At 42.6% G+C, this 25,669-nt stretch carries 22 protein-coding genes; 11 read left to right on the forward strand and 11 right to left on the reverse strand.

The annotated features are described in order from the left end of the window. Positions 1–50: 50 nt before the first annotated feature. From V7K42_RS17420 to ssuD, 5 genes are all read right to left on the reverse strand, one after another. The gene (locus tag V7K42_RS17420) at positions 51–377 is read right to left on the reverse strand and encodes an HAD family hydrolase (RefSeq protein WP_334918183.1); all 327 of its coding nucleotides are present in this window, start codon (positions 375–377) and stop codon (positions 51–53) included. A 390-nt stretch (positions 378–767) separates the two neighbouring features. Beyond that, a complete protein-coding gene (locus V7K42_RS17425; protein ID WP_334918185.1) occupies positions 768–2,123 on the reverse strand; it encodes a (Fe-S)-binding protein in 1,356 nt (451 codons plus the stop codon). 55 nt (positions 2,124–2,178) lie between these two features. Then, complete coding sequence (locus tag V7K42_RS17430) at positions 2,179–3,492, reverse strand: FAD-binding oxidoreductase (RefSeq protein ID WP_334918187.1); 1,314 nt, start codon at positions 3,490–3,492, stop codon at positions 2,179–2,181. 622 nt (positions 3,493–4,114) lie between these two features. Further along, entirely contained in the window at positions 4,115–4,681 is a 567-nt protein-coding gene (gene ssuE, locus V7K42_RS17435; RefSeq protein ID WP_334918189.1) for an NADPH-dependent FMN reductase, read from the reverse strand. Positions 4,682–4,746: 65 nt separating this feature from the next. Continuing rightward, complete coding sequence (gene ssuD / locus V7K42_RS17440; RefSeq protein ID WP_334918191.1) at positions 4,747–5,904, reverse strand: FMNH2-dependent alkanesulfonate monooxygenase; 1,158 nt, start codon at positions 5,902–5,904, stop codon at positions 4,747–4,749. A gap of 377 nt (positions 5,905–6,281) precedes the next feature. Between ssuD and V7K42_RS17445 the strand changes: the two genes are divergently transcribed. Then, positions 6,282–6,470, forward strand: coding sequence for a hypothetical protein (locus V7K42_RS17445; protein ID WP_334918193.1), 189 nt, complete (start codon positions 6,282–6,284; stop codon positions 6,468–6,470). A 230-nt stretch (positions 6,471–6,700) separates the two neighbouring features. After that, positions 6,701–7,195, forward strand: a complete 495-nt coding sequence (gene msrB, locus V7K42_RS17450; protein WP_334918195.1) for a peptide-methionine (R)-S-oxide reductase MsrB — start codon at positions 6,701–6,703, stop codon at positions 7,193–7,195. Positions 7,196–7,714: 519 nt separating this feature from the next. On the opposite strand, the gene mreD is transcribed toward msrB, so the two are convergent. From mreD to V7K42_RS17465, 3 genes are all read right to left on the reverse strand, one after another. Further along, on the reverse strand, positions 7,715–8,329 hold the full coding sequence (gene mreD, locus V7K42_RS17455) for a rod shape-determining protein MreD (protein ID WP_334918197.1): 615 nt from the start codon (positions 8,327–8,329) through the stop codon (positions 7,715–7,717). A 25-nt stretch (positions 8,330–8,354) separates the two neighbouring features. Beyond that, entirely contained in the window at positions 8,355–9,164 is an 810-nt protein-coding gene (mreC, locus tag V7K42_RS17460) for a rod shape-determining protein MreC (RefSeq protein ID WP_334918199.1), read from the reverse strand. 99 nt (positions 9,165–9,263) lie between these two features. After that, positions 9,264–10,271, reverse strand: coding sequence for a rod shape-determining protein (locus V7K42_RS17465; RefSeq protein WP_334918222.1), 1,008 nt, complete (start codon positions 10,269–10,271; stop codon positions 9,264–9,266). Positions 10,272–10,633: 362 nt separating this feature from the next. Here V7K42_RS17465 and V7K42_RS17470 point away from each other — a divergent pair, with 362 nt between their 5' ends. Further along, positions 10,634–10,996, forward strand: a complete 363-nt coding sequence (locus V7K42_RS17470; RefSeq protein WP_174711502.1) for a single-stranded DNA-binding protein — start codon at positions 10,634–10,636, stop codon at positions 10,994–10,996. A gap of 110 nt (positions 10,997–11,106) precedes the next feature. Here the strand turns inward: V7K42_RS17470 and V7K42_RS17475 are convergent, their stop codons facing one another. Further along, complete coding sequence (locus V7K42_RS17475; RefSeq protein ID WP_334918202.1) at positions 11,107–11,847, reverse strand: SIMPL domain-containing protein; 741 nt, start codon at positions 11,845–11,847, stop codon at positions 11,107–11,109. A gap of 63 nt (positions 11,848–11,910) precedes the next feature. On the opposite strand from V7K42_RS17475, the gene V7K42_RS17480 reads away from it, so the two are divergent. The 5 genes from V7K42_RS17480 to murI all read left to right on the forward strand — a co-directional run bounded on the left by V7K42_RS17480 (position 11,911) and on the right by murI (position 19,418). Continuing rightward, positions 11,911–12,090: a hypothetical protein gene (locus tag V7K42_RS17480; protein ID WP_334918204.1), complete on the forward strand. Its 180-nt coding sequence runs from the start codon at positions 11,911–11,913 to the stop codon at positions 12,088–12,090. Between the two features lie 142 nt (positions 12,091–12,232). Further along, on the forward strand, positions 12,233–13,711 hold the full coding sequence (locus V7K42_RS17485) for a cation:proton antiporter (RefSeq protein ID WP_334918206.1): 1,479 nt from the start codon (positions 12,233–12,235) through the stop codon (positions 13,709–13,711). Positions 13,712–14,307: 596 nt separating this feature from the next. Further along, positions 14,308–16,197: an N-acetylmuramoyl-L-alanine amidase gene (locus V7K42_RS17490; protein WP_334918208.1), complete on the forward strand. Its 1,890-nt coding sequence runs from the start codon at positions 14,308–14,310 to the stop codon at positions 16,195–16,197. A 310-nt stretch (positions 16,198–16,507) separates the two neighbouring features. After that, the gene (locus tag V7K42_RS17495) at positions 16,508–18,424 is read left to right on the forward strand and encodes an N-acetylmuramoyl-L-alanine amidase (protein ID WP_334918210.1); all 1,917 of its coding nucleotides are present in this window, start codon (positions 16,508–16,510) and stop codon (positions 18,422–18,424) included. A gap of 127 nt (positions 18,425–18,551) precedes the next feature. Next, on the forward strand, positions 18,552–19,418 hold the full coding sequence (murI, locus tag V7K42_RS17500; protein ID WP_334918212.1) for a glutamate racemase: 867 nt from the start codon (positions 18,552–18,554) through the stop codon (positions 19,416–19,418). A gap of 72 nt (positions 19,419–19,490) precedes the next feature. Here the strand turns inward: murI and V7K42_RS17505 are convergent, their stop codons facing one another. Then, positions 19,491–19,688, reverse strand: a complete 198-nt coding sequence (locus tag V7K42_RS17505; protein ID WP_094344228.1) for a hypothetical protein — start codon at positions 19,686–19,688, stop codon at positions 19,491–19,493. 938 nt (positions 19,689–20,626) lie between these two features. On the opposite strand from V7K42_RS17505, the gene sds reads away from it, so the two are divergent. Then, positions 20,627–21,601: a solanesyl diphosphate synthase gene (sds, locus tag V7K42_RS17510; RefSeq protein ID WP_334918214.1), complete on the forward strand. Its 975-nt coding sequence runs from the start codon at positions 20,627–20,629 to the stop codon at positions 21,599–21,601. A gap of 294 nt (positions 21,602–21,895) precedes the next feature. Here the strand turns inward: sds and V7K42_RS17515 are convergent, their stop codons facing one another. Continuing rightward, positions 21,896–22,369: a hypothetical protein gene (locus V7K42_RS17515; protein ID WP_334918216.1), complete on the reverse strand. Its 474-nt coding sequence runs from the start codon at positions 22,367–22,369 to the stop codon at positions 21,896–21,898. 204 nt (positions 22,370–22,573) lie between these two features. Here V7K42_RS17515 and hetZ point away from each other — a divergent pair, with 204 nt between their 5' ends. Together hetZ and V7K42_RS17525 are read left to right on the forward strand one after the other, a co-directional pair. Next, positions 22,574–23,779: a heterocyst differentiation protein HetZ gene (gene hetZ / locus V7K42_RS17520; protein WP_334918218.1), complete on the forward strand. Its 1,206-nt coding sequence runs from the start codon at positions 22,574–22,576 to the stop codon at positions 23,777–23,779. Then, positions 23,772–24,749, forward strand: a complete 978-nt coding sequence (locus V7K42_RS17525; RefSeq protein ID WP_334918220.1) for a PatU — start codon at positions 23,772–23,774, stop codon at positions 24,747–24,749. The genes hetZ and V7K42_RS17525 overlap by 8 nt, the downstream gene beginning before the upstream one ends. The last annotated feature ends 920 nt before the right edge of the window (positions 24,750–25,669 follow it).

The following is a 25,669-nucleotide window of genomic DNA, read 5'->3' on the forward strand; positions in this document are numbered from 1 at the left end:
AGCTAGGTAAGCCTGACAGTTACAAAGTCGCAGACTAGTTACTACTCCAATCATGGGTTGGGTGTGTCAATTTTCCCATTCACGCAACAACGCCAGTCTCTAGTACCATTGGCAGCAGTAATTTGCGGTGTATATTTGTTCAATATAAGTTCTTTGCGTCGTTTAGCGATCGCTTTGCCAGTTCCTTCTTCACTATTTAATTCTGGCGCTACTTTGGGAATCAGTTGATCTCCACCCATGCCTATGAGTGGTTTGAGTGTTTCAAATGGCACTTCTAAATCATAGGCTGCAAATGCCTCTACCCAAGAATTTGCATGAACATCATTACTTAATACCAGCGTGCCATCAACATCTAAAATCACTCCTTCTAATGCCATGAAAACCTCGGCTGACTGTTTTATTTCATTGATGATGGCATGGCAAATAGTTTAGTTCATCATCCTATGAGAGGAGAAGGGGTTATAGAATAAATGGCGATCGCTTGAGATAATTTGAGTAGAGTGCGATCGCGTATACCATCAATTCCAAACCACTCAGATATATCCACATGAACCTAGTTTTGTACCCATTGTTTTCATCCCCTCGACGCTTGTCATTTTATATCTTTAAGGAGATGAAACAGCCCTGCTGCTTTTTAAGGGGGGTTGAGGGGATGTACAACGACTAATTGCGCTAACCGAGAAGTATTGCCCCAACCCCTCCCGCAAGCGAGGAAGGGAGTAAAAACGTAGCTTTGGCTTTTTGCTTTAAAATCAATGACAAAATGTCTACAATTTTAACTTCTCACCCCGAATCGAATAATCTAACAACTCCATCGGATGGATAACTGAAATCTTCTTACCTTGCAACTGCAAATGTTTCGTAATTTGCAAAGTACACCCCGGATTAGCAGAAGCAATTAACTCCGCACCAGTATTCAATAAATTCTGCACTTTTTGCTGACCCAATTCTTCAGAAACTTCTGGTTGCAGCATATTATAAACCCCAGCACTGCCACAACACAAAGCTGCATCTATTGGTTCTCTCAATTTCACTCCCGGAATTTGTCGCAATACCTGACGCGGTTGCACGCTAATCTTTTGGCCATGCAATAAATGACAGGCATCTTGATAAACTAAATTCAAAGGTTTATTAGTCAGTGGCGACAGTTTTGCTGTTAACCCAACAGTTGCCAAAAACTCTTGAGCATCTTTCACTTTAGCTGCAAAATCCTTTGCCTTTTCCCGATATTCTGGGTCATCTTCTAAAATGTGACCGTATTCTTTTAAAGTATGACCGCAACCAGCAGCATTGATAACCACAAAATCTACATCAGTTTTAGCAAAACTATCAATCATTTGCCTTGCTAAAGCTTTCGCCTGTTCTGTTTGTCCTTGGTGTTCGGGAAGCGCTGCACAACAACCTTGAGATTTCGGAATCACAACTTCACAACCATTTGCTGTTAAAACCCGCACCGTTGCTTCATTCACGGGGGAGAAAAACAGCCGTTGCACGCAACCCAAAATCACCCCAACACGATACCGCTTCTCACCTTTAGCAGGAATTACACTAGGCAAATTATCTTGAAAAGATTTGAGAGTAATTTCTGGCAAAATTGATTCCATCGCTGCCAAACGGGGCGATATTTTATTAAGTAAACCTGTAGCGCGAAAGAATTTGGCAAACCCAAACTTTTGATAAACTAACAACGGAACTAATAAAACTCGTAAAAGATTGGGATAAGGAAACAGAGAAAATATCAGTTGACGAAAAAATTGGTCTGGCAAACTGCGGGGATAATTCCGTTCAACTTGGTGACGAGTTGCAGAAATTAATTTGTCATACTGCACCCCAGAAGGACAAGTACTTACACAAGCAAGACATCCCAAACAAGAATCAAAATGTTCTACTGTTGCCGTATTTAAAGCAATTTCACCCTCATTAATCGCATCCATTAAATAGATACGTCCTCTAGGTGAATCCATCTCCTTCCCAAGTACCCGATAACTCGGACAAGTCGAGAGACAAAATCCACAATGGACACAACTATCAATCAACTTTGGATCGGGCGGATGAATCTCGTCAAAGCCCTTCAAATTCTTTAAACTAGCCGTATTATTAACAGAATTTTCTGAAACTTGCATAATTATTCTTTCCCCTCTCTATCTCAGTGCCCTCTGCGTCTCTGCGGTTCGTTTCTTAAATCCCACCCACAAACCGACCAGGACTTAAAATATTCTTACTATCAAACTGTTCCTTAATACGGCGCATCAACGGCAAGGCATTTCCCGTATAACCCCAAACATCTATTTGTTCTTTAACCGCCTTTGGTGCTGACAAAATTGTTAAAAAACCTCTATTAGCTTGAGTAGAATCGCGCACCTTCAAAACTTGATTTTTACTCTCTAATTGTAACAAACCTAAACCACTACTAATGTGAATCAAACCCAACTCCACCTGAGTCAAAATCTCCACAGCAGCAGTAGGTAACACTCCTATTTTGGAGGTAATTACGGATTCTGTAGCAGTAGTATGTATTCGTTCTTGCAATCTTTGCCATAGACTAGCCTCATCAGCATCGGCAAAAATTGCTCCATTTAAGCCCAACTTTTGCCCAACTTCTAAAACTCGATTTGACTGTTCTTTAACACTCTCACTAATACTTTGAAAGCGCGCAATTAATCCTAGTCCTTGACCTAAACCTAAGCTGGACACCAATTTAGTTGATAGCAAATCAGCCTGAACTGGTGTTAAAGCCGAACCTCGAAGGATATCAGCCGCTTGGGATACAGCCTCAGCACTACCAGTCAATACTACCGTCCCCGATGCCTCTGATAGCGGATATAGGCGAAAAGTTAGTTGACTAATAAAGCCTAATGTGCCATGAGACCCAGTAAGCAACTTCATTAAGTCATATCCGGCAACATTTTTAACTACTCTTCCCCCAGCTTTGGCAATTTCTCCATCAGCACGGACAAAGGTAATACCTAGTAACTGGTCGCGCACACTACCATAACGTTGTCGCAGAGAACTTGTATCACCTGTGGCTACTATACCGCCAATAGTTGCTGACTCTGGTGTTGCGGGGTCAAGGGCGAGAAATTGCCGCGATTTTGCTAAAAGTGCTTGGAGATCGGAGAACTTCATTCCAGCTTCTACTGTGACAGTCAAATCGCCAACAGCGTGTTCAATCAGTTGGTTGATGCGTTCTGTACTAACTACAACATCAATATCCTTAGCTAAACCACCCCAGTTAAGTTTACTGCCACTACCACAGGGAAGGACGCGCCAGTTGTGACTGTGAGCTTTGGCGATGACTGCGGCTAGTTGTTGTTGGGTATGGGGATAGACGATACAACTGGGAGATTTTCCAGAAGTTATAGCCTGTTGGATACGCTTTTGCTGACCTATTTCGATATTTTCCCAAAGGTAAACAGCATTTTCTTCACCGATGATAGATGCAAAATCAGTAGCGCACATGGCTTGCGGCCTGTCGTTAGACATCGCTTTCATTAAGTTTATTTTTTTACGCCTTACATCTAATTTACTGGTTAACCTGACCAAAAAAGCGTATTGCCATTAGAGGATGTTTAAAAAGTATTTCGCCGTGATTTTAGGCACTTAGCGATCCCCCCTAACCCACGCCAGTCGCTCATGGGGGAAACCCCCAAGACCACGCTGGCTCCCCTTAAAAAGGGGGGAACTAGAATCAAAGTCCCCTAATTTATCGGGGGATTTAGGGGGATACAGAACTTTTTATACCGACAACATGACTTTTCAAATAACCTCTAAAACTACAATTTCAGGTGAAATAAAACCCTGAACTGTATTAAGAGCAATCGCGCTTTGGTTGGGTAAGGTATTAACCTTATCCAACCTATAATTTTTGGTAACAATTCTTATATCCTGATGGCAATTTTAAAATCACAGCAAAAAAAAGTAGTAGATTAGTTAATTTGACTAATCTACTACATGTAGAGTTAGGAGATAGAGGTTTATATATAGATATAGGCTATTTATTTTATTACTATAAATATGGAATTTTATGTTACTTTGATAAACTTTTAGAGAAAAGTAGCAGAAGGGTAATTTTTAACCCTCTGCTACAAGTAAACGGAGGTATAAACTTGATTATTTAATTGGCATGAACCAATTCTTGAGGTGCATCGGCATCATAAGCTACAGCTTTAACAAATTCTTTGAGTACATCTTTGAGTCTTTGGTCAATTTCCTCATCTAACACGACGCTATTATCAGCTTGTCGTTGAATTTGTTTGTCTACTGCATAAATAGTAGCTAGGATATGCCGTGCTCCTAATTCAGATAGTACAGGTTTAAGAGCATATTCAATTGCTAATAAATGAGCGATCGTTCCACCCAAAGCAATTGGTAATACAGGTTTACCTGTCAATGATTTTTGTGGCAGCAAATCTAGAAATGTTTTCAGCACTCCTGTGTAAGCAGCTTTGTAAATTGGGGTGGCAATAATCACACCATCTGCCTTTGCTAATAAAGCTTTTGGCTGTTCTAAAGCAGGGCTGTCGTATCGTCCAAAAACTAAATCTTCAGCAGGCAAATCCCGAACTGAAATAATGTCTACATGCAAGCCTTCTTGTTGTAAAAGCTTGGCGGTGTATTCAATAACACCATAAGTTCTAGATGGATGGGTTGGACTACCTACGATCGCTAAAATATTTGTCATACAATTAAACTCCTAATGTATTAATGGGAATGGGGAATTGGAAATAACCAATTCCCTAAACTTTACTAGGATATGGATGTGGCTTTCTCTTTATGTTGCTTAGGGAAATCTTCATTTGCCACAATTTCACCAAATGGACTTAAGACATGCTGCTTTTCCACTGTCGGCAGATTCTCTAAGGGCAAATGGGGAAATAGAAGTTCTGCAACTCGATAAGCTTCCTCTAAGTGGGGATAGCCTGAGAGGATAAAGGACTCAATACCTAAATCTGCATATTCCAACATCCTGGCCGCCACGGTTTGAGGATCGCCTACTAAGGCTGTTCCTGCGCCCCCTCGCACCAAACCGACTCCCGCCCATAGGTTCGGGCTAATCTCTAATGCCTCACGATCGCCGTGGTGTAATTGAGTCATCCGTTGTTGTCCAACTGAATCCATCCGCGCATAAGCTTTTTGAGCTTTAGCGATCGCTTCGTCATCTACATATTTAATCAAATCATTGGCTGCATCCCAAGCTGCACTCTCGGTTTCGCGCACAATCACATGTAAACGAATCCCAAACCGCAAAGTTCGGCCTTCTGATAAAGCAAGTCTGCGAACTGATGCAATTTTCTCGGCTACTTGCGCCGGTGGTTCACCCCAAGTTAGATAGACATCTACGTGCTTGGCAGCAATTTTTTGAGCAACGGCAGAGGAACCGCCAAACCACAAGGGTGGATATGGCTTCTGCACAGGCGGAAACAGCAGTTTACCATCTTGAATATTGAAATAATCGCCCTGAAGATTGGCTTGTTCTCCACTAGCGATCGCTCGCCACACTGTCAAAAATTCATCAGTTAATTCATAGCGCCGATCGTGATCCAAATGCAAGCCATCTCCCGCCAACTCTACCGGATCGCCTCCTGTCACGACATTAATCAGCAAGCGTCCCCCAGAGAGACGATCGAAAGTTGCCGCCATCCGTGCTGCAACTCCAGGGGATACCAAGCCGGGACGAATCGCTACCAAAAAACGCATTTGTCGTGTCAGCGATACCAGCGTTGACGCTACAATCCAAGCATCTTCACAAGAACGTCCCGTGGGCAGCAATGCCCCTGTATAACCAAGGTCATCCACCGCTTGGGCTATCTGCCGCAGATAAGGAAAGCTTACCGCCCTTCCACCTGTAGCAGTTGCAAGGTAGCGTCCGTCGCCGTGAGTTGGGATGAACCATAGTAGCTGCATGAGTCCTGTCCTTTTAAACTACGGTAAAACGATAGAGCTACCGTGCTTTATTTATAGATGTAGAGTATCACATATTTTACTTAAGCAAGCAAGAAGTTTTTCAGAAACTCCAGTATTCCTATCAGACCAATGTATATTAGGGATTTCCAAGGAATAAATTATCCCAAAAAACGAACCACAGAGACGCAGAGAACACAGAGAGAAGAGAGATTAAGAGGATTTTTGCGTCAGTTTTGGAATATTTTTTTATTTGGAAGTCCCTTAAGCGGTGTTCAATAAGTTTGCGATCGGAGAAATTGGTGGGATGGGGGATTTGGGGCATGGTTATTCTCCTGTCCCGTTGTTCCTTTCCTTATGTCTCCAGGAAGAATACAAAAATGGCAGATTTATGTATATTAGTCCCTAGAAAGTCGGCGACAGCAAAAGTAAAAGTATTAACTACAGCTACCTGTGTGGGGACTGTGACCAGCTTGGGGAAAGCAATTGGTTGTATTTTATTGCAAATAGAACAATTGGATCGGACTACTCAGCATCTCACAACCATCTCAGATGAAGATCATGATTGACCGTCGCTATCCTCCAATTGAAAACTATACTTCTATTCTCCAAAATCAGGCCAAATAGAGCGGATTCCCGCCCCTGTATTTTGTTTAAAAATAATTTGTTGTTTCTTAGCTAATTTTAATCAGTCTATCAGGGCTAATTCAGAGCGATCGCTGATTATAGTGATTAATGTAGGGAATTCCGTACTGGAGTTGATTGTCCAGTTAACCGGAAAATAGAAAATAATAGATATATGGACAAACGCTATTTTCTTCAGGCTAGTGCAGTAATAGTTGGCACAGCATTGTTATCAAGGTATATAAAGTGGGGGTCAAAAGAGATGACAACTTCTAACAGTGGATTTGAAATTACCAAACCAGAACAAGAGTGGAGTACAATTTTAACGCCAGAACAGTTTAACGTATTGCGTAAACACGGGACTGAACGCCCTTACACCAGCCCATTGGACAAAGAATACGACAATGGTACTTACTATTGTGCTGCGTGCGAACAGCCACTATTTACATCTGATACCAAATTTAACAGTCGTACTGGCTGGCCTAGCTTTTTTAACCCGATTGAAGGTGCGATCGCTACTACTGTAGATAAATCGTTATTTATGAGCAGAACTGAAGTGCATTGTAGTCGCTGTGGTGGTCATCTGGGTCATGTTTTTGATGACGGCCCTGCACCCACTGGCAAGCGCTACTGTATGAACGGTGTTTCGCTGAAATTTACTCCTGCTTGATAAATTGCGATGCCGATAACATACCTTTACCGGGAAGCAAGCTAGCAAGAACGTCTCTTAGAAAGCGTCATAGCCCGTCGTAGACATCGCACCTCCTAATCTAAATTCTCCGATTTTGAGGCTTGACCAAGGGTGAATAAATTCTTAACAATAACTTTTCCTAATCAATGTTACTGGAAGAAGTATTGTCAATATAAAGAAATACAACTCTTGGTCTTCGCTAAAGCTATTTATCTAAATCGTTCTATTTGTTTGAGTCGTTTTTCTCCTTTTTGTCTTTGGGATCTTTTTTAGGTTTTTTAACTTCTTTATTACTTTTTCTTTCCTTCGACATTAGCGTTCTCCAACTAGGTTATTTAGTGAAAGCTTCCACATTCTGCCGTCAGTCAATCAGGAGATGACTTACCTGATATTCTTTTAAGGCAGAAAAGAAACTATCAGACACAAATGCTACTAACTACCATAATACGGTGTTGTTTGATTTAATGTTTGCGTAATATTTTATCCTAACTCCTTTGACTATTGCTCCAACAATTTTATCTGTTGCCACCAGCGATTCAGGGGATAATAGACGACGGGTGCCCACAGACTACTAAGAATGGCAGAGGCTAGGGCAACACGCTGGTAATATGTCCAAATATCTGTTACTTTGCGATCGCCTGTCAAAGTTAATTGCAATCCAAAGATAGTTTCTGCCAAAACTGCCATCACAAAGACAATTACAGCAATCGAAATAAAATCTTCTTCAATAAAACGCTGTTTCTGGAGCAGACCAGTTAAAACTCCTACTATACCTAAACTGATGGCATGAGTCGGGTTAGGTGCTGTCATTGAATCTTGAAGTAATCCCAGAACTATACCTGCTAAGGCTCCGGCAAACACTGTACGCTTTACACTCCAAGCTACCACCCAAATTAACAGCCAGTTAGGGCCAATTCCCAATAATTCCATACCTGGCAGGCGAGTTGGCAATAATAGTAAACATAACAGTACAGAACTCGCCGTGACTATGTAACCCAACAACTTACGAGCACCGGGATGCCAACGAGAAAGCGGCTGGATTCGGAATTTCGATTTTCGCTCTGACGATTTTGGCTTTTTCTGCCTGCTAATACCAAATGCAGGAATCTTCATTTTTCTATGGATTTTCTTGAATAATTTACTTAGACTTTTGCGGCACTTGATTGACTGACTTTTGGTTTTCCAACTCTTGGTTTTCTGGCTTTGGATAAACTGCTACCCAATCAAGAGAGCGGATTGGCGGAAAAAGCTCAATTTTTGCCACTGATGCCGGAAGTTTCTTTAAATCCAGCGACTTAATTCGTCCTACTGCCAAGCCAGATGGAAATTTCTGACTATAAGTAGATGTGGAAACTAAATCTCCTATCTTCACATTTGGGACTTTTTCATAAAATTCCAGCACCCCTTCTGCCGAAGAATCTCCTCGCAAAACGCCTTTAGCTGCCGTGCGGCTAACTGATACACCCACTTGACTCTTAAGGTCACTGATTAACAACACGCGGCTAGTATTGGGAGTTACACTCTCTACCAAACCTACTAATCCGCCATCGGCCTTGACTACAAAGCCTTCCTGAATCCCTGAATTCGTACCGCGATTTAGAGTAACTTGTTGCCACCACTGGTCAGCACTACGTCCTACCACCCTGGCTGGAATTGGCCGTGATGCTAGTGGCTCTTTTTCCACATAGCCTAATAAATCTTGTAGCTTTGTCTTTTGACTTTCCAAATCTACTATACGGGTTTGCAATTCCAATATCCGGGCATCTCTAATCCGTTCTTCTGGAGTTGGCCCTGACTGCAACATCTCTAATGGACGGGTAATTGCCTGGTATGTCTCAAGCACCAATTCACCTTGAGTCTGTCGCAATACGAAAGCACTACCAACTACTAGAGCTAACAACCCGATTTGTAAGCCTTTACGATCCCACCAACGCCGTATTGTAACCATATATACCTTTATCTACTTATACAATTAAGTTCTATTTGGATTCTCTTTATATAGAACCCAAATAGAACTCAAATAGAACTCAAGTATGATATTTTTTTGCTACATATTGCGAGAGCTTTCGATAACAACCCGTTCTAGCTGTTTGAAGTTTTCTAACACCCGACCTGTTCCTAGCACAACACAGCAGAGAGGGTCGGCGGCAATGTGAGTTACAATCCCGGTTTCATGACTAATTAAGGTATCTATGCCTTTGAGCAAAGCACCACCACCAGCTAACATGATACCTCTGTCAATAATGTCTGCTGCTAGTTCTGGAGGTGTACGTTCCAGTGTCCGCTTCACAGCTTCTATAATTACTGATAGCGGTTCCAGCATACTTTCACGGATTTCTGGGCCTTTGATGGTTACAGTTCGCGGTAGACCAGAAAGCAGGTGTAAGCCTCTAATTTCCATCATGGCATCATTATCGTCATGAGTAGGATAGGCAGAACCAAGCCGAATCTTGATTTCCTCAGCAGTCCGCTCACCAATGACTAAGTTATGAACTTTCTTAATATACTGAATGATCGAATCAGTCAGTTCATCTCCAGCAATGCGTACTGATTCGCTAATTACCGTACCTTGAAGACTCAGCACCGCGACTTCTGTTGTACCACCACCAATATCGATGATCATGTTGCCAGTGGGTTCGGCAACAGGTAGTCCTGCACCAATGGCTGCGGCTACAGGTTCGTCGATTAAATAAACTTTTCTGGCTCCTGCTTGGTGAGCTGCATCCATGACAGCTCGCCTTTCTACACCAGTGACACCACTGGGAATACCAATGACAATTCGCGGTAAAATCAGAGATTTGCCTTCATTTACACGCTGAATAAAACTTTTCAGCATCAGCTCGGCTATATCGAAATCAGCAATTACACCATCACGCAAGGGGCGGAGGGCAATCACATTTCCAGGTGTCCGACCGAGCATTTTTTTGGCTTCTTCTCCTACTGCTAGGGCTACCTTTTCGTTGACATCGATAGCAACGACAGAAGGCTCTTGCAGTACAATCCCTTTACCAGATACATAAACCAGGGTGTTAGCAGTACCGAGGTCGATACCCATATCCCATGATGTGCGAAAGTTCCTAAAAATACCCACGCGTCTTTAAGCCCCCTATGTGCGATACTTCTTGACTACAACGGTAAGAGTAGATTCGATTATGTTTGTATCCTGAGTTCAGCAAACTAAACTATATTTTTATATGATTCCCAGGAATATTTACTATGTCTCAGGTCTCTGTATTTTGATATTCTCTGGTTAACTTAGTATATCCGTATGCTTTTATGTGTTTCTCCAAATAGTATGTATAATTTTTCAATTCCACTATATTGTTAACTGTTTAACACATTATTTTCAAGTGTTTCACAATTCGCTATGATAAAAGTCAGAATTAACGAGTACACCTGTACTGAAAGGTAAAACCTATGAGTATCAATATTGTCACCCTTGTTGGTCGTGTAGGCGGCGACCCAGATATAAAATATTTTGAGTCTGGTAGTGTGAAGTGTAGATTGACACTAGCCGTAAAAAGGCGATCGCGCAACAGCGACGAACCTGACTGGTTCACTCTAGAACTATGGGATAAAACCGCCGAAGTAGCAGGTAATTATGTGCGTAAGGGCAGCTTAATTGGCATCAAAGGTTCCTTAAAGTTTGACACATGGAGCGATCGCCAAACAGGAGCAAACCGCTCTACACCAATTATTAGAGTAGACCAACTGGAATTATTAGGCTCTAAACGAGATGGAGAGGGTGGTGCAGGAGATATGTCTTCGGAACATTTTTAATTAATTGGGCATTAATTATTAGTCTTTTGTCTTCACAAATGACAAAGCGCAAAGTCTGAGCGCCGCAAGTCGGCGCTCAGACTTTGTAAGAGAGGACTAATGACAAATGACTAATAACTAATTTGCAAAGTCACCGATGCTTCTACTTCCTGTTCACCACCAACGACAGGGGTGGAAGCATCGGCTGCCTTGGCAGCTTCAGCCCGTAAAAACATGGGTGGTGGAGGCGCAGTTGCATTATTAACTTGAATGCTGACTATCTCTTTGGATTTGAAACCCAAGGCACTGAAAACAGCATCAGCTTGCTGTCGGGCATCTTGGGTGGCTTCTTTTAATGCTTGTTTTTGAGCAGCTGCGATCGCTTCGTCATTGGCAACAAAACTAATACCATTAATTTGTGTTGCACCCGCTTTCACTGCATCATCCAATAATGTACCGGCTTTCTCGGTAGGAATGCGAAAACTCACGGTGTTATTGGCAGCATAGCCTGTAATTCTCTGCACATTATCAGTGTAGCTGTAAACTGGATTCAGCCTGATACCAGTAGTTTGTAATTTTTCGACATTTTGGCTCTTGAGGAACGCAACTACAGCTGATGACCTGCGGGCGGCTTCTTGCTGTACCTCCTGTGCTGTTTTCCCCTGAATTTCCACTCCTAAACTAACTTGCGTCAAGGTTGTAGGAATCGTTTCCACTCCGCGACCACTGACACTCAGGGTTCGCCACAATTTCTCCTTTTCTTGTGCCAATGCAGGTAGTACAAAAGTTGCACATAAAAGCATTGCTAAAGGCAGTATTTTCCACAAGTTTCCAGATGGAAACTGAGAACCGGGTAAAGCGGCTCTAGTCATAAGATTTGCACTCCTCAAAGTATCCACAGATGTTTTTAATCAGCGTATTTAGCAATCTTTGTGATGACTGTTAAAAAACAACAGTCACCACAAGTTTTTCACAATTTAAGTGCGATCGCTAGATACGATTTGTATGTTCTTACTTTGACACTGCGATCGTCAAAAACTGGAATGGTTACATTTTTTGAAACTAAAAAAATTACACTTATAGTCCATCAAGCTAGTTTTGACGGTTTAGAGTAAGCACTAAAATGCTTAAAAAATAAGGATTTTAGTACTGACTACGAACTTTGCAAAAATTAAGATTTTAAAGCTTTCAAGTGCATCTTGATAGATGTTTTTCAGAAACACGTCAGAATCAAAGAGAAGGATTTTCACAGAACCCATGCATTTGTTAGATCCAATCAACTTCTCTTTTCCTCTGCTGGCTACCGCAACAGAAGCCGCAGACAGTTCAATGGTAGTAGCCGCAGTGCTACTAAGCTTAGTAGTCGTTTACCTCGCCAGCAAAGTTGGTGGAGAGTTATCAAACCAAGTGGGTTTGCCGCCCGTCTTAGGCGAACTAGTAGGTGGTGTAGTCGTAGGCATCTCTGTTTTCCACCTTTTAGTGTTTCCAGAAGGCGGCACAGACAGTTCTAACTCTTTGATCATGTCCTTCCTGCAAATCACTGCTGGTTTAACTCCTGAAGCCACTCCAGCTGTGTTTGCAGCCCAGTCTGAGGTCATTTCCGTTTTGGCAGAATTGGGTGTGATTATCCTGCTGTTTGAAATCGGGTTGGAGTCGAACTTAAAAGATTTAATGGCAGTTGGTATCCAAGCCACCGTCGTCGCAGTAGTCGGGGTAGCAGTACCCTTTGCTGCTGGGACTGTGGGACTGATGACTTTATTTGGGATTGCTGCTGTACCGGCAATTTTTGCTGGGGCAGCTTTGACTGCTACTAGTATTGGAATGACTTCCAAGGTGCTGTCAGAGTTGGGGCGACTCAATTCTAAAGAAGGGCAGATTATTTTAGGTGCTGCCGTAATTGACGATGTATTAGGAATCATCGTTTTAGCAGTAGTTGCCAGTTTAGCTAAAGATGGTGTGGTGGATGTCAGCAAAGTCATTTACTTGATTATCAGTGCGACTGGTTTTATTTTGGGAGCAATCTTACTAGGGAATGTTTTCAATAAATCCTTTGTGGCGATCGCTGATCAACTCAAAACACGCGGTGGACTGGTAATCCCAGCATTGATCTTTGCCTTTGCTATGGCATACTTTGCCGCCGTCATCCACTTAGAAGCAATTTTGGGAGCTTTTGCGGCGGGTTTAGTCCTGGAAGAGACAGATAAGCGCAAAGAACTGCAAACGCAAGTCTTTCCCATTGCTGATATCCTAGTGCCAATTTTCTTTGTGACTGTTGGCGCAAAAACCGATTTGGGAGTGTTAAACCCAGCAATTCCCGATAATCGAGAAGGTCTAATTATGGCAACTTTCCTGATTACAGTAGCCATTCTCGGTAAAGTAATCACAGGCTTAAGCGTGTTTGGTCAACCAGGAATCAACCGTTTAGCGATCGGTGTGGGGATGATTCCTAGAGGGGAAGTTGGATTGGTGTTTGCTGGTGTCGGCGCAGCCAGTGGCGCTCTCTCGAAACCATTAGGGGCGGCAATTATCATGATGGTTATCTTGACAACCTTTTTAGCTCCTCCTTTGTTACGATTTGTATTTCCAGACCCAAAAACTGCGGGTACAGGCTTAGACCAACTAGTTTTAGACGGTTCCTCTGGAAACTCGTTGGTAATTGAACCACCTCAGTCGAGGGTGTCAGCATCAAATGATAGTGACAATTTGGAAGTAACTCCAGAATCTGGCGATCGCTAATCAAAGTCTTAGGGAAATTATTACTGAGTTCTGAGTGATTTACCCTCAGAACTCAGGATTATGAATTCAGTACTATCACTGTGCTTTGAAGATTCTGCAATTATGCAGTGGAAACTTCTCTCTCCAAATTTCCGTCCCATCTGATTGTAGAATAATCGTCTGTTTATATATTTCTACCAGCATTCGGAATGTTATTTATTTCCAGTCTCCCTTGGCTTGTGAGCCTTTATCTGAATATTTTCCAGATAATTTGGGAGTAACACCCATAAATTTTGCTAAATCATCTCACAGTAATGGGAATTATTTACTTAGTGCTAGTGCATTGATGGCAACAAATAAAAAACAGTTATCAGTGAACGGTTATCAGTTATTTGTTTTCTAGCTTCTTTAGGAAGTCAGAGTTCTTACCTCTAAAGGTGAAAAATTTCACATGGGCATTTAGACCCAATATGATAACTAATTTAAGCGTGTCTTTATACCAGCTTAAAAAATCAAAAAAGGCATCAAAGGTCAAGTTTAGGTGGTGACGGTGTGATGATTTACCAATGAGTTGAGATATTGACGGCTGCCATGAATGTGAATTAGGAGAAAGGACTGTGAAATTACATTGGTTACTACCCAGCACTATTGGAACTATCTTCATGCTATCGTCGTCGGCAATGGCTGCGAGACTTGAATCTTGGCGCTTTGATGCCAATCAAAACAGGCTGGAAATTAATACTGTAGGAGCAGTTCAACCCCAAGCACAGCTAATTTTCAACCCCACTCGGCTAGTAATTGATTTGCCAGGAACCACATTTGGCCGTCCGCAATTAACCCAACAGGTGGGCGGTGGAATTCGCTCAATCCGGGTTGGGCAGTTTGATACAGAAACAACCCGGATAGTTGTCGAGCTGATACCTGGTTATACTTTAGACCCCAAACGAGTCCAATTTGTTGGGACAACTGGCGATCGCTGGACGGTGCAATTACCTAGACCAGAAGTCGATAGAGTAGCCTCATCTCCTAGCTCATCTTCCAGAAGTGCTTACACTGTTGTTACCCCAGACTCTCAGTCTCAACCTAGTATTTCAAGGGTTGCCACTACTACACGAGGGGCGACTCAAATTGAGAGCTTGACAGTAACAGGCGATGGGTTGTTTATCCGTACCAGTGGTGGCAATCCTCCGATTCAGGTAATTCGCAGCCGCGATCGCGCTACCATCTTCATGGATATCTCTGGCGCATCTTTATCACCACGTTTGGCACAACAGAATAATATACCCGTCAACAAACATGGTATTAGCCGTGTTGAGTTCACTCGACTACAAAGCCAACCTCCTGGTGTCCGCCTGACTTTGCGGGTGGATAAAAATAGCCCAGATTGGGGAGCAACTAATAGTAACAGTGGTGGTTTAGTGGTTCTACCTGGTCGCGTTGCCAGATTGCCTGGAAGTAATAATTCAGACAATCAGTCAGACGCAATTTCCTTTCCCAGCAGAACATCTGCCAACAACTCGCCAGCTACAATTGAGTCTGTACAACTAGCTGATAATGGCAGACAACTGCTCATTAGAGCCGACCAAACTTTATCTGCTACGGGAAGCTGGGATAGAGCCTCCGGTGTATTCCGTGTCACAATTCCCAATGCCAAGTTAGCTCCCAAAGTTACAGGCCCTACTTTTGCTGCCAATAGCCCCATTCTGCGGGTACGGCTGCAACCGCAAGCGCCCAACACAGTTGTTGTTTTAGTTCAACCAGCAGGCGGGGTGCAACTTGGGCAACCCCAGCAAATCGGTGGCCAGCTTTTAGTACCAATCCAAGGTTCTCGTCGAGTCGTCGCCCTCCCCGGAAGGCCCCCCTTTGCTTTACCTGGGCTACCACCCCCAAACCGGGGGCCATTCCCAGATCCAAATAATCCCAATCCGCAGCCCCTAACACAACCACAGCGCCGAGTTCCCAATGGGCGCGTGGTAGTGATTATTGACCCCGGACATGGTGGCAAAGATTCAGGAGCGCTTGGCATTGGAGGAGCGCGCGAAAAAGATGTGATCTTGCCGATTGGTAAAAGGCTAGCAGAGATTTTGCAGCAAAATGGTGTCCAAGTAATTATGACTAGGGATTCTGACTATTTTGTTACCCTTCCGGGACGGGTGCAATTAGCAGAGCGAGCTAATGCTGATGTGTTTGTCAGCATCCACGCTAATTCCGCCGGTGCGAGTCGTCCCGATGTGAATGGTTTGGAAGTCTATTACTACGACAGTGGTCTGGATTTAGCTCGCGTTGTCCGTAGTAGTATTCTTCAAAATATTGGTACTCTCAAAGACAGGGGAGTCCGACGAGCCAGATTTTATGTCCTCAGAAAAAGTTCTATGCCTTCCATTCTCGTGGAAACGGGTTATATGACTGGTCGAGAGGATATGGCTAGGCTTAGAACCTCAGCTTACCAAAATCAAATGGCAGAAGCGATCGCTCGTGGCGTTCTTCAGTATCTAAAGAGAAGATAAGTAGTTTAGTCGAAATTGTTGAGTAAATACATCTAATCTTTACCATTTTTATCCAATTTAGTAGTAAAACAATTTAAGTATTCTTGCGGCGGGACAAGAGTAGCTTCTTTGTTATTGTCATCTGATGCTTTACCAGTCAAATTTATCTGAGCTAATGGCATGGCAAAATCATCAGAGCGTGCTATATTTTACGCCATTAGCTGTGTCTTAATAACAGCGCAAAACTCAAGGTAAGCGGTTATGGTGTGAGGATTTGCCAATATGTTGAGATGTTAACGGCTCCCATGAATGTGAATCAGGAGAAAGGACTGTGAAATTACACTGGTTACTATCCAGTACTATTGGAACTATCTTCATGCTATCGTCGCCAGCCATGGCCGCGAAACTTGAATCTTGGCGTTTTGATGCCAATCAAAACAGGCTGGAAATTAATACATTAGGGAATGTTCAACCCCAAGCACAATTAATTTTTAATCCCACTCGTTTAGTAATTGATTTACCAGGAACCACATTTGGCCGCCCGCAATTAACCCAACAGGTGGGCGGTGCAATTCGCGCTATCCGGATTGGGCAATTTGACGAACAAACAACACGCATAGTCGTTGAATTGACTCCTGGTTATACTTTAGACCCCAAGGGAGTACAATTTGTTGGTAGAACTGGCGAATCTCCTGCGGAGACACTTCGTGAACGCTGGATGGTGCAATTACCTACACCAGTAGCCGATAATAATGTCCCTTCAACAAATACTGCGGGACAACAAGAACAAGCCATAGCCACAGAAACTTTGCCGAGAACATCTCCATCGGTGTTCTCCCAAAGGGATATTTACAATGTAGTGACAACAAGCCCTGTCATTCCACCTAGAAATGGAATGCTTGTCGCCAGAGTTACTCAAATTGAGAACTTACAAGTCACAGGCGATGGGTTTTTTGTCCGTACCAATGGTGGTAATCCTCAGATTAAGGTAAATCGTAGCAACGATCAAAGAGCAATTAGCTTCGACATTGCCGGCGCTACTTTATCACCAAGTCTAAAGCAACGCGATTTGTCAATTAATCGCTATGGTGTTAGCAGCATTCAGTTCAGTCAATTACAAACAAGCCCATCTGTTGTTCGCATGACTTTACAGGTGGACGAAAATAGTCAAAATTGGCGGGCAACTACTAGCAGTGTTGGTGGTTTTGTGCTTCTGCCCAGTCGTGGCATTGCCCAGTTACCTGGAGGTAATAGTCCACGCCCCATACCATCTAGTACAGCTACAATTGAGTCTGTACAACTGGCTAATAATGGCACACAACTGCTGATTAGAGCAGACCAAGCTGTATCTGCGACAGGAGGTTGGGATAGAACCTCTGGTCTATTTCGTATTACCATCAACAATGCTCGGTTAGCTCCCAAAGTCACAGGCCCGACTTTTAATCCTAATAGCCCTATCCTGCGAGTCCGCCTGCAACCACAAGAATCCAATACTGTCGTCGTCTTAGTGCAACCAGCCGCCGGAGTACAAATTGGGGAACTCAATCAAGTTGGCGACGAGCTTTTGGCTTTAGAATTACAACGCTCTAGTAGTATCACGCCACCCCTTGTTTTACCTCCTCTATCATCGTCAAACCAAGGGCAATTCCCAAACCCTACAGATAATCCCCGTCCTGTATCACAATCACAGCCGCGTCCCTCAGTTCCTAGAGGAAAATTACTAGTCGTGATTGACCCAGGACATGGTGGAAAGGACTCAGGCGCACCTGGCATAGGTGGACTTTTAGAAAAAGATGTAATTCTGCCTATTGGCAAAAGGGTAGCAGCAATTTTAGAGCAACATGGCGTACAAGCTGTACTAACGCGCGATGCTGACTTTTTTGTAGAACTTCAAGGACGGGTAGAAATTGCCGAGCGAGTTAATGCGACTGCGTTTGTCAGCATTCACGCTAATTCTGTTGATAATCGGCCTGATGTCAATGGATTAGAGGTATATTATTACGATAGCGGTTATGCTCTGGCTGAAGTTGTTCGCAATACCATCCTCCAGAACATCGATACAATCAATAACCGGGGAACCCGCAAAGCTAGATTCTACGTTCTCAGGAAAAGCTCTATGCCGTCGATTTTAGTAGAAACAGGTTATATGACTGGTCGAGAAGATAATCCCAGGTTGGCATCACCAGAGTATCAAAATCGGATGGCAGAAGCGATCGCTCGTGGCATCCTAAAATACTTACAGCGTTAATCTAGTACAAATTACTATTAAAAGGTGGTATTTAGACTTTTTTGGCGTGCAGAATTTAGTGGTCAATTAGCCCATTGTCTGCTAAATTCTGTATTTTAAATCCCAAAACCTAAATTAATATCTGCCTGTGTATTCATCTTCGATCTTTGATGCGAATCTTGACGATTTTTCGGCTCAAGAACCCCAACGTGCCCCAATTGGCATCTTTGACAGTGGTGTAGGTGGACTGACAGTACTGCGCCAACTATATCGGCAACTCCCCAATGAATCAATTGTTTACTTTGGGGATACAGCCCGACTTCCTTACGGAATTCGCTCACAAGCAGAAATTTTACAATTTACGCGCGAAATTCTTACCTGGCTACAACAGCAGCAGGTAAAAATGGTCATCATGGCTTGCAACACCAGTTCTGCCTTAGCCCTAGAAACCGTGCGTCAAGAATTCAACATCCCCATTTTGGGAGTAATTCTACCGGGTGCCAAAGCTGCGGTGCAGCAAGGAAAGCGGATTGGTGTAATTGCTACTCCAGCTACGGCGAAAAGTAATGCTTATAAGCACGCTATCCTCGAAATTGCCCCTGATGTCCAAGTCTGGCAAGTTGGCTGTCCTGAGTTTGTGCCACTTATCGAGCAAAACCGGATTCATGACCCTTACACTGCTGAAGTGGCACGAGCTTATCTAGAACCTTTAATAGAGCAGGAAATCGACACCTTAGTTCACGGCTGTACCCATTATCCCCACCTTACACCAGTATTGCGATCGCTCCTCCCCTCTCAAGTCAAGCTAGTTGACCCAGCCGTTCATGTCGTGGCAGCTTGTGCCCAAGAGTTAGATTTGCTAGGCTTAAAAAATACCTACCTCCCACTGCCAACTCGCTTCGCAGTTAGTGGTTGTCCGCAACAGTTTTCCCAGTCAGGAGTGCAGTGGCTGGGCTATACCCCAATGGTTGAAGAAGTTTGCTTCACTGATACCGTTATTTCCCAAGTTCAATAAACTAATTTGTCCTTTGTTTTGATTTAAAGACAAAGGACAAATGACAAATGACAAATGACAAATGACTACTGACTACTGACTATTAACTGCTTCAGTCACCTTTGCCCTTACAGATATCTCCTGCTTGTGTTTTCCTTCGGCAGATGAAGGAAAACTTCTAGAAACAGTCTTTGTACCCGTTCGTTTTGCCAGTGCTAATAACAGGTAGACTGTGAACAAATATCCAGACGCTAAAATAAAAATCATCATAGGTATACTTCCGTAAATCATTGTTCTACTAGCACCTTTTCAAACGAATATAAAATTCCATAAAATTAGTAGAACCTCAGCCAACCAAGTACATTCTTGATTACTGTAGTTTCCTATGGTAAAATTACCTATAGAGACCCAATTCCCTACGGACAAAGAATTTATTGTCTAATGAGACTGACTACAGACCATAGACCCCACAGTAGTTAGGTTGCCTTTTAGCAATCTAAAACTACGCTTCTCAGAGGTCTACTCGATCTACGTTATTTTTACTCATACTGTCTGTGAAAAGAGCAATGCTTGCGCTGCAACGTGTAGCGGCTTCCCATAGGGATATCGCATAGCTCCAAACCAGGAGTTTTGCATATCGTAGAAAAAACAAAAGGGATTATTCCCTTAATCTAGACTACGACTAATTATTTTAGACCCACATCACCGAGACAGTAAAATCACTTACTAAGTGACTTACTTTTGCGGTGTGAATATCTGAAAAATTTAAAATTCCTATAATTTAGCGTAACACAACGACCCTGAATTTGAAGCCCATTCGACTGCTAAATTTCAAATTTTTTGAATAACTACACTTCAGTTCTGAAGAAACTTAGTTTGATCTATTGGCAACTTAATTTGAAGGACATCCATTTTGTCAATAAGTAATCTTGCTTGAATTCTACTTTTAACTGTGGCGGTAAACGTGTATCGGCAAGCTACTCGATCCAATTAAAGCTAATATTTACTCCCATATACTGAGATGTCATGTTTTAAGTTAGTTGAAAACTCAAATTTCTCCATAATTAAGCATAATTACTTATTGACAAGCGCAGTAACATCCTTTTATATCACCCATAGACTTATGAAAATGGGATTAACTTATGAAAACTTTGCGCTGGAACAGGGTTATCTTAAAATGAGTGTAGGATATGTAAACTTTCGTAACCTAAGTCAGAGTCCGCCCATCCATGACCCCAGCCACCTCCATGTTTAACCCTGTGGAAGCAGACCTGCGACTATTAGCAGATAACCTAAAACAGCTAGTTGGAAATCGCCACCCCATTTTGTTTGCAGCAGCCGAATATTTATTCGGAGCCGGGGGAAAGCGTATCAGACCAGCAATTGTCCTGCTAATATCGCGGGCAACCATGTTAGAGCAAGACATTACACCGCGTCATCGCCGCCTAGCTGAGATTACAGAAATGATTCACACAGCAAGTTTGGTACATGACGATGTGGTAGACGAATCAGACGTGCGGCGAGGCGTTCCTACTGTTCATAGTTTCTTTAACAGTAACCGCATTGCCATATTAGCAGGAGATTTTCTCTTTGCCCAATCTTCCTGGTATTTGGCAAACTTGGATAATTTGGAAGTGGTAAAACTCCTCTCAGAAGTCATTATGGATTTGGCTACTGGGGAAATCCAGCAGGGACTAAATCGTTTTGAAGCTGGTATGTCGATTGAAACTTACCTCCAGAAGAGTTATTACAAAACAGCTTCGTTAATTGCCAACAGTTCTAAAGCTGCTGGGTTACTCAGTGAAGTTTCGCGGGAAACGGTTGAGCATCTGTATAGCTACGGTCGTCATTTTGGTATAGCATTTCAAATTGTTGACGATATTCTAGATTTCACCAGTACAACAGATACCTTGGGTAAACCAGTGGGGTCAGATTTGAAAAGTGGTAATCTGACAGCACCAGTTTTATTTGCTTTAGCAGAAAAACCATCCTTGGAAGTGTTGATTGACCGGGAGTTTGCTCAAGAAGAGGATTTAGAGCAAGCACTAGCACTAATTCAAGATAGTCAAGGTATACAGCAAGCGCGAGAGTTAGCTGCTCACCATGTTAAGTTAGCAATTGAACATCTTGCAGTTCTCCCACCTTCAGAATCTCATCAGGCATTGATTAACATAGCTGAGTACACACTGAGTCGTCTCTATTAAATTATATAGGTACAAAATGGGGCTTTAGATGGCAAGTTAAACCTACCAAATATTTATTAGGTAGGGAAATTTTGCTCAATGGTCAGCTAAAATTTGAAAAATGTTCACTGATAACTATTTGTTTATCAATTTTAGATTAGGCGGAAAATTAAGCCGATGGATTGGTCTTTTAAAGAACAAAAAGGGTAGTGACGGGCATTAATTTCTTTTCATCAAAAACTTTTTTAAAAGAATTTGAGATTTAAAATTTGGGATGTGGGATTGTATCTAAAAAATCCCACATCCCAAATTTTTCTATGCAATATCAGGGGGTATGTATTTAGGCGATCGCGGTTGTCGCAACTGTTGCTGCATGAGTTTCTCTAGATCGGTTCGCCGAATTTCAACGGTATGAGTGGTCTTACCCGGCGTTTCCAAAAAAATGATCCCATCTACGGGTTCTAATGCCACCAATTGGAACAAAATATGGGTGACAGGAACAATTTTAGCTAGCATTTGAGGGTCAAGCCCAGCAGGGGAAATTAGAGAGACATCCTGTATGGTAGGGAAAGCGTAAATAACTCGCTTTTCCAATCCTGGATTAGTCCGATTGCTCAAAGTAGTTAAAACCCAGCTTGACTCCGAATTTTGGAGAATATAGTACTGGGAGTGACGTAATTTTAAAGCGATCGCTCTAAGGGCAGGAGCAATTGCTGCAATCAGATTTGGTGCTATACCATCGCGGGGTGCATTGTCAATCAGCAATTGAATTTGTGCTTCTAAATCCATAATGACTTGTATACGGCTCCTGGGTAATGGCAATAACATCTATCAAAGTGTGAACAATCCCATCCAAGTTGGGAATAATAAAATCAGACATATCCTTAATGTAGGATTGGTCTGCGTTTAGCTTATACGTAAAACCAAAAAAGCCAATACCCACAGTCGTACAGGTTGTATTTAAATACTTAGGGTCTTTTGAAAACCGAGACTATGAATTCAGCCGCAACCGCAACTATTCCATCTGCAAATATTCTGGGAGAAAATTCTAAAGGCGTGGAGGCGATCTTTCAACTCCTGTCCAAGGAGTTTCAACAATCGACCAAAGCTTCGGAACAGAATTGCCATGATGTAGCAACACGTATTACCACCGAAGTCTATCGGATTTGCCATGAGAGCAAACGTATTCAAGCTTCTGGAACAGTAGAAAGCTCGGCGATGACCCTAGCTCGGCATCGGCTGCAACAGTGTCTCAGGTACTATCAGTTGGGTTCAAATCGGGGCAGGGTAGAATTACACAGTACTCTGAGTGCAATTATTTATCGATACATTAATCCGCCTCAGAAGCAATTGAGTTATCAAGGGCGACTGACTATAATTGAAGATTTTTTACAAAGTTTTTATCTAGAAGCATTAAACGCTTTCCGGCGAGAAAATCAACTTGGTGCTACTTATCGCCCCCAGACGCTTCTAGAATTGTCCGAGTACATGGCATTTACCGAACGCTACGGCAAGCGACGCATTCCTTTACCAGGCCGTCAGCAGCAGCTAATTATCTTGCGGGCGCAAACTTTTTCTCAACAGCAGCCCCCAGAAACCAGTGTAGATATAGAACAAGCCGCAGAAGGCAGCAATAATGATGGTGATGGTTCTTGGGAAGAACCAGCAGTGCATCAATTACGCTCCACAATGGCAACGCAAGCCGAACCCGAACCCGAAGAAGATACCTTGCGCTCCGTTGTGGTTACAGAATTAATGAATTATCTCGAACAACGGCAACAATCTGACTGTGCTGATTATTTTTCCCTCCGCCTCCAGGATCTATCAGCCCAGGAAATTGAGTCGGTTTTAGGTTTAACCTCTCGTCAGAGAGATTACTTACAGCAGCGCTTCAAGTATCATTTGATTCGGTTTGCATTATTACACCGTTGGGAATTAGTTCACGAGTGGCTAGAAGCCTCTTTACATACCAATTTGGGTTTAACTCCCCAGCAATGGCAAGTATACACAGCACAGCTGGATAGTAAGCAACGGTCTTTATTAGAGTTGAAGCAACAAGGACAAGCCGATGAAAAAATCGCAAAAACTTTAGGGCTGTCAATGGCACAACTTCAAAAACGATGGTTTAAGATTCTTGAGCAAGCTTGGGAAATTCGTAACTCATTAGTGTCCGGATCAGGTGCATCTACTCATGAATAGTGACTCAGAATCCTCACAATATCAGTATCTCGGTTGGTTATTGATAGATGATATCAATAATGACGGGCAATCTGTACCATGTGAGGAAAATGACGGGGTAAAAAAACTTCTCAATGAAGCCACTGCTTCAAAAAGCAGTGAGCCAAAATCGGGAGGAACGCCCCAGACCTTTCAATTGGGAGAAATTCCTACTGTGCAAGATCGTTTCCAAGCCGTCCTTAAGCGTCGGTTACAAATCCAAGTCCAAGACCACCCACCTTTGTTTCCCTGGGAAACACAATTAATCGACTATCCCGATTTTGTTGAAGAGCCGTCAATGACGCTCGTTCCTACCTGGGGATGGATGGTACAACAGTCGAAGCTGAACCTGCCGTGTCCTTTACCAGAGAGAGTTTTTCAGCAATTACTGGAACAATGTCAGGCGTTGGTGACATCTTCAATACCTCTGGGAGCAAAATTAGTTCAAGTGGTGGAAAACTTTTTTCCCAACGATTCTCAAGCATTAAACGATATAGCTGGACTGGTGCTAAGAAGCACCTATCGATCTGTAAATACTCTGGAGACAATACCCAATATTCAGAGCGATTATTCAGATTTACAACCACGTCAACAAATGGCTTTGTCGTTGCTAGCGGCTAAACAACTGCTGGAAAATCTGACTCTACCACTTTCAGCAACCAGTCCAGTGGTAGAAAGACAATGGCTAACCACTGTCGGTAATTTGAACATCAGAGTAGAGTATCAGTCTGTAGGTAAACTTAGAAAGTTACTTGTTCAGGCTGAGTTACCCGTTAAAGGAACTTTGATCCTTCGTGGAAGTGGCACTCTAGCAATGGCAACATCTTCGACTTCGGGATACTTAAGTGTAGAGTTAGGCTGCGAGCAACTTAACCCAACTTATACTCTGGAAGTTGAGTTTCCAGAAATAGACCAACAGCCGCTTTTGTTTGTCATCAACCCTACTCTGTAACTTTAACTACTATCGCTAGTATGTAATGCCGAATATCTTAAGGTAACTATTGCCTAGCTGTTGCCTTGGGGCTTTTTCATGCTCTAGATAATACTAGCAACAGGGTGCTTACTTATACTTAAGGCGTGGTTGCAGTTAACCAGTGGGTGTGGACTTAGCCTCTACCCAATAATTGATTTTTCGTGGATACTCGTCAGTCCACTCGGTTATTAGCAAAGCCTGGGGAACGGGTTAGTTTCTTGTGTTGTGCTGATTTCGCCTCTATTTTACCAAGCCACCAATTTTTCACAACGAATTTATTCGCTTGTGTTGTTTTTTTATACAAAATTATGTTCGCTCTTGGCGTTACAGTTTGCGGTAACGTTATATATAGCAAGGGACTGGGGACTGGGGACTGGGTGAAAAGTCTTCTTGTGTCTAAGTTTCATCATCTGTTGATGTCTTAGCCACCAAGGCTTGTGCTATATCAATGCGCTTGGGTTAAGTCAATTTATTTGACGTACCGCAGAGGCGCAGAGAACGCACAGAGAAGAAAGAAATGCTTTAGGACTTACGTCCTATACAAATTAATCATGGTATGGATTTACTAAAATAGGTCGTTTCAGACTTTGATTAATTATTCTTGGATAGTCAATTTAAGCCCAAGCGATTTCTATGAGACTGTTAGTAAATTGACAAGATGTTTAACCCGCTATCCATAAAACCTTGCTTTTGCGTTGCTTTCCTAGCCTGCAATAAATTGCGGGCTAATAGCTAAACAGAATTTTCAAACTCCCGCGAGGGCTTTAACTTTTAAAATAGGCGCTAAACCTTCACTGATGCTTAACAGTAAACCAAAAAGTTTTTTCCCAAGAGCGATCGCTAATCAAGATTACGTACTTTAAAGTACTATATACTACAAAATATATAATTAATGCTTA

Origin of the sequence: Nostoc sp. (assembly GCF_036917455.1) — a bacterium.
Classification (GTDB): Bacteria; Cyanobacteriota; Cyanobacteriia; order Cyanobacteriales; family Nostocaceae; genus Nostoc.

Bases quoted from the DNA above. Each gene is read 5' to 3' on its own strand.
- V7K42_RS17420 (WP_334918183.1), bottom strand. From the start codon at position 377: ATGGCATTAGAAGGAGTGATTTTAGATGTTGATGGCACGCTGGTATTA.
- ssuD (WP_334918191.1), bottom strand. From the start codon at position 5,904: ATGCAGCTACTATGGTTCATCCCAACTCACGGCGACGGACGCTACCTT.
- msrB (WP_334918195.1), top strand. From the start codon at position 6,701: ATGGACAAACGCTATTTTCTTCAGGCTAGTGCAGTAATAGTTGGCACA.
- V7K42_RS17505 (WP_094344228.1), bottom strand. From the start codon at position 19,688: ATGATTTACGGAAGTATACCTATGATGATTTTTATTTTAGCGTCTGGA.
- V7K42_RS17485 (WP_334918206.1), top strand. From the start codon at position 12,233: ATGCATTTGTTAGATCCAATCAACTTCTCTTTTCCTCTGCTGGCTACC.
- V7K42_RS17525 (WP_334918220.1), top strand. From the start codon at position 23,772: ATGAATAGTGACTCAGAATCCTCACAATATCAGTATCTCGGTTGGTTA.
- ssuE (WP_334918189.1), bottom strand. From the start codon at position 4,681: ATGACAAATATTTTAGCGATCGTAGGTAGTCCAACCCATCCATCTAGA.
- V7K42_RS17475 (WP_334918202.1), bottom strand. From the start codon at position 11,847: ATGACTAGAGCCGCTTTACCCGGTTCTCAGTTTCCATCTGGAAACTTG.
- V7K42_RS17465 (WP_334918222.1), bottom strand. From the start codon at position 10,271: ATGGGTATCGACCTCGGTACTGCTAACACCCTGGTTTATGTATCTGGT.
- mreC (WP_334918199.1), bottom strand. From the start codon at position 9,164: ATGGTTACAATACGGCGTTGGTGGGATCGTAAAGGCTTACAAATCGGG.
- V7K42_RS17470 (WP_174711502.1), top strand. From the start codon at position 10,634: ATGAGTATCAATATTGTCACCCTTGTTGGTCGTGTAGGCGGCGACCCA.
- V7K42_RS17445 (WP_334918193.1), top strand. From the start codon at position 6,282: ATGGCAGATTTATGTATATTAGTCCCTAGAAAGTCGGCGACAGCAAAA.
- V7K42_RS17480 (WP_334918204.1), top strand. From the start codon at position 11,911: ATGACTGTTAAAAAACAACAGTCACCACAAGTTTTTCACAATTTAAGT.
- mreD (WP_334918197.1), bottom strand. From the start codon at position 8,329: ATGAAGATTCCTGCATTTGGTATTAGCAGGCAGAAAAAGCCAAAATCG.
- hetZ (WP_334918218.1), top strand. From the start codon at position 22,574: ATGAATTCAGCCGCAACCGCAACTATTCCATCTGCAAATATTCTGGGA.
- V7K42_RS17515 (WP_334918216.1), bottom strand. From the start codon at position 22,369: ATGGATTTAGAAGCACAAATTCAATTGCTGATTGACAATGCACCCCGC.
- V7K42_RS17430 (WP_334918187.1), bottom strand. From the start codon at position 3,492: ATGAAAGCGATGTCTAACGACAGGCCGCAAGCCATGTGCGCTACTGAT.
- sds (WP_334918214.1), top strand. From the start codon at position 20,627: ATGACCCCAGCCACCTCCATGTTTAACCCTGTGGAAGCAGACCTGCGA.
- V7K42_RS17425 (WP_334918185.1), bottom strand. From the start codon at position 2,123: ATGCAAGTTTCAGAAAATTCTGTTAATAATACGGCTAGTTTAAAGAAT.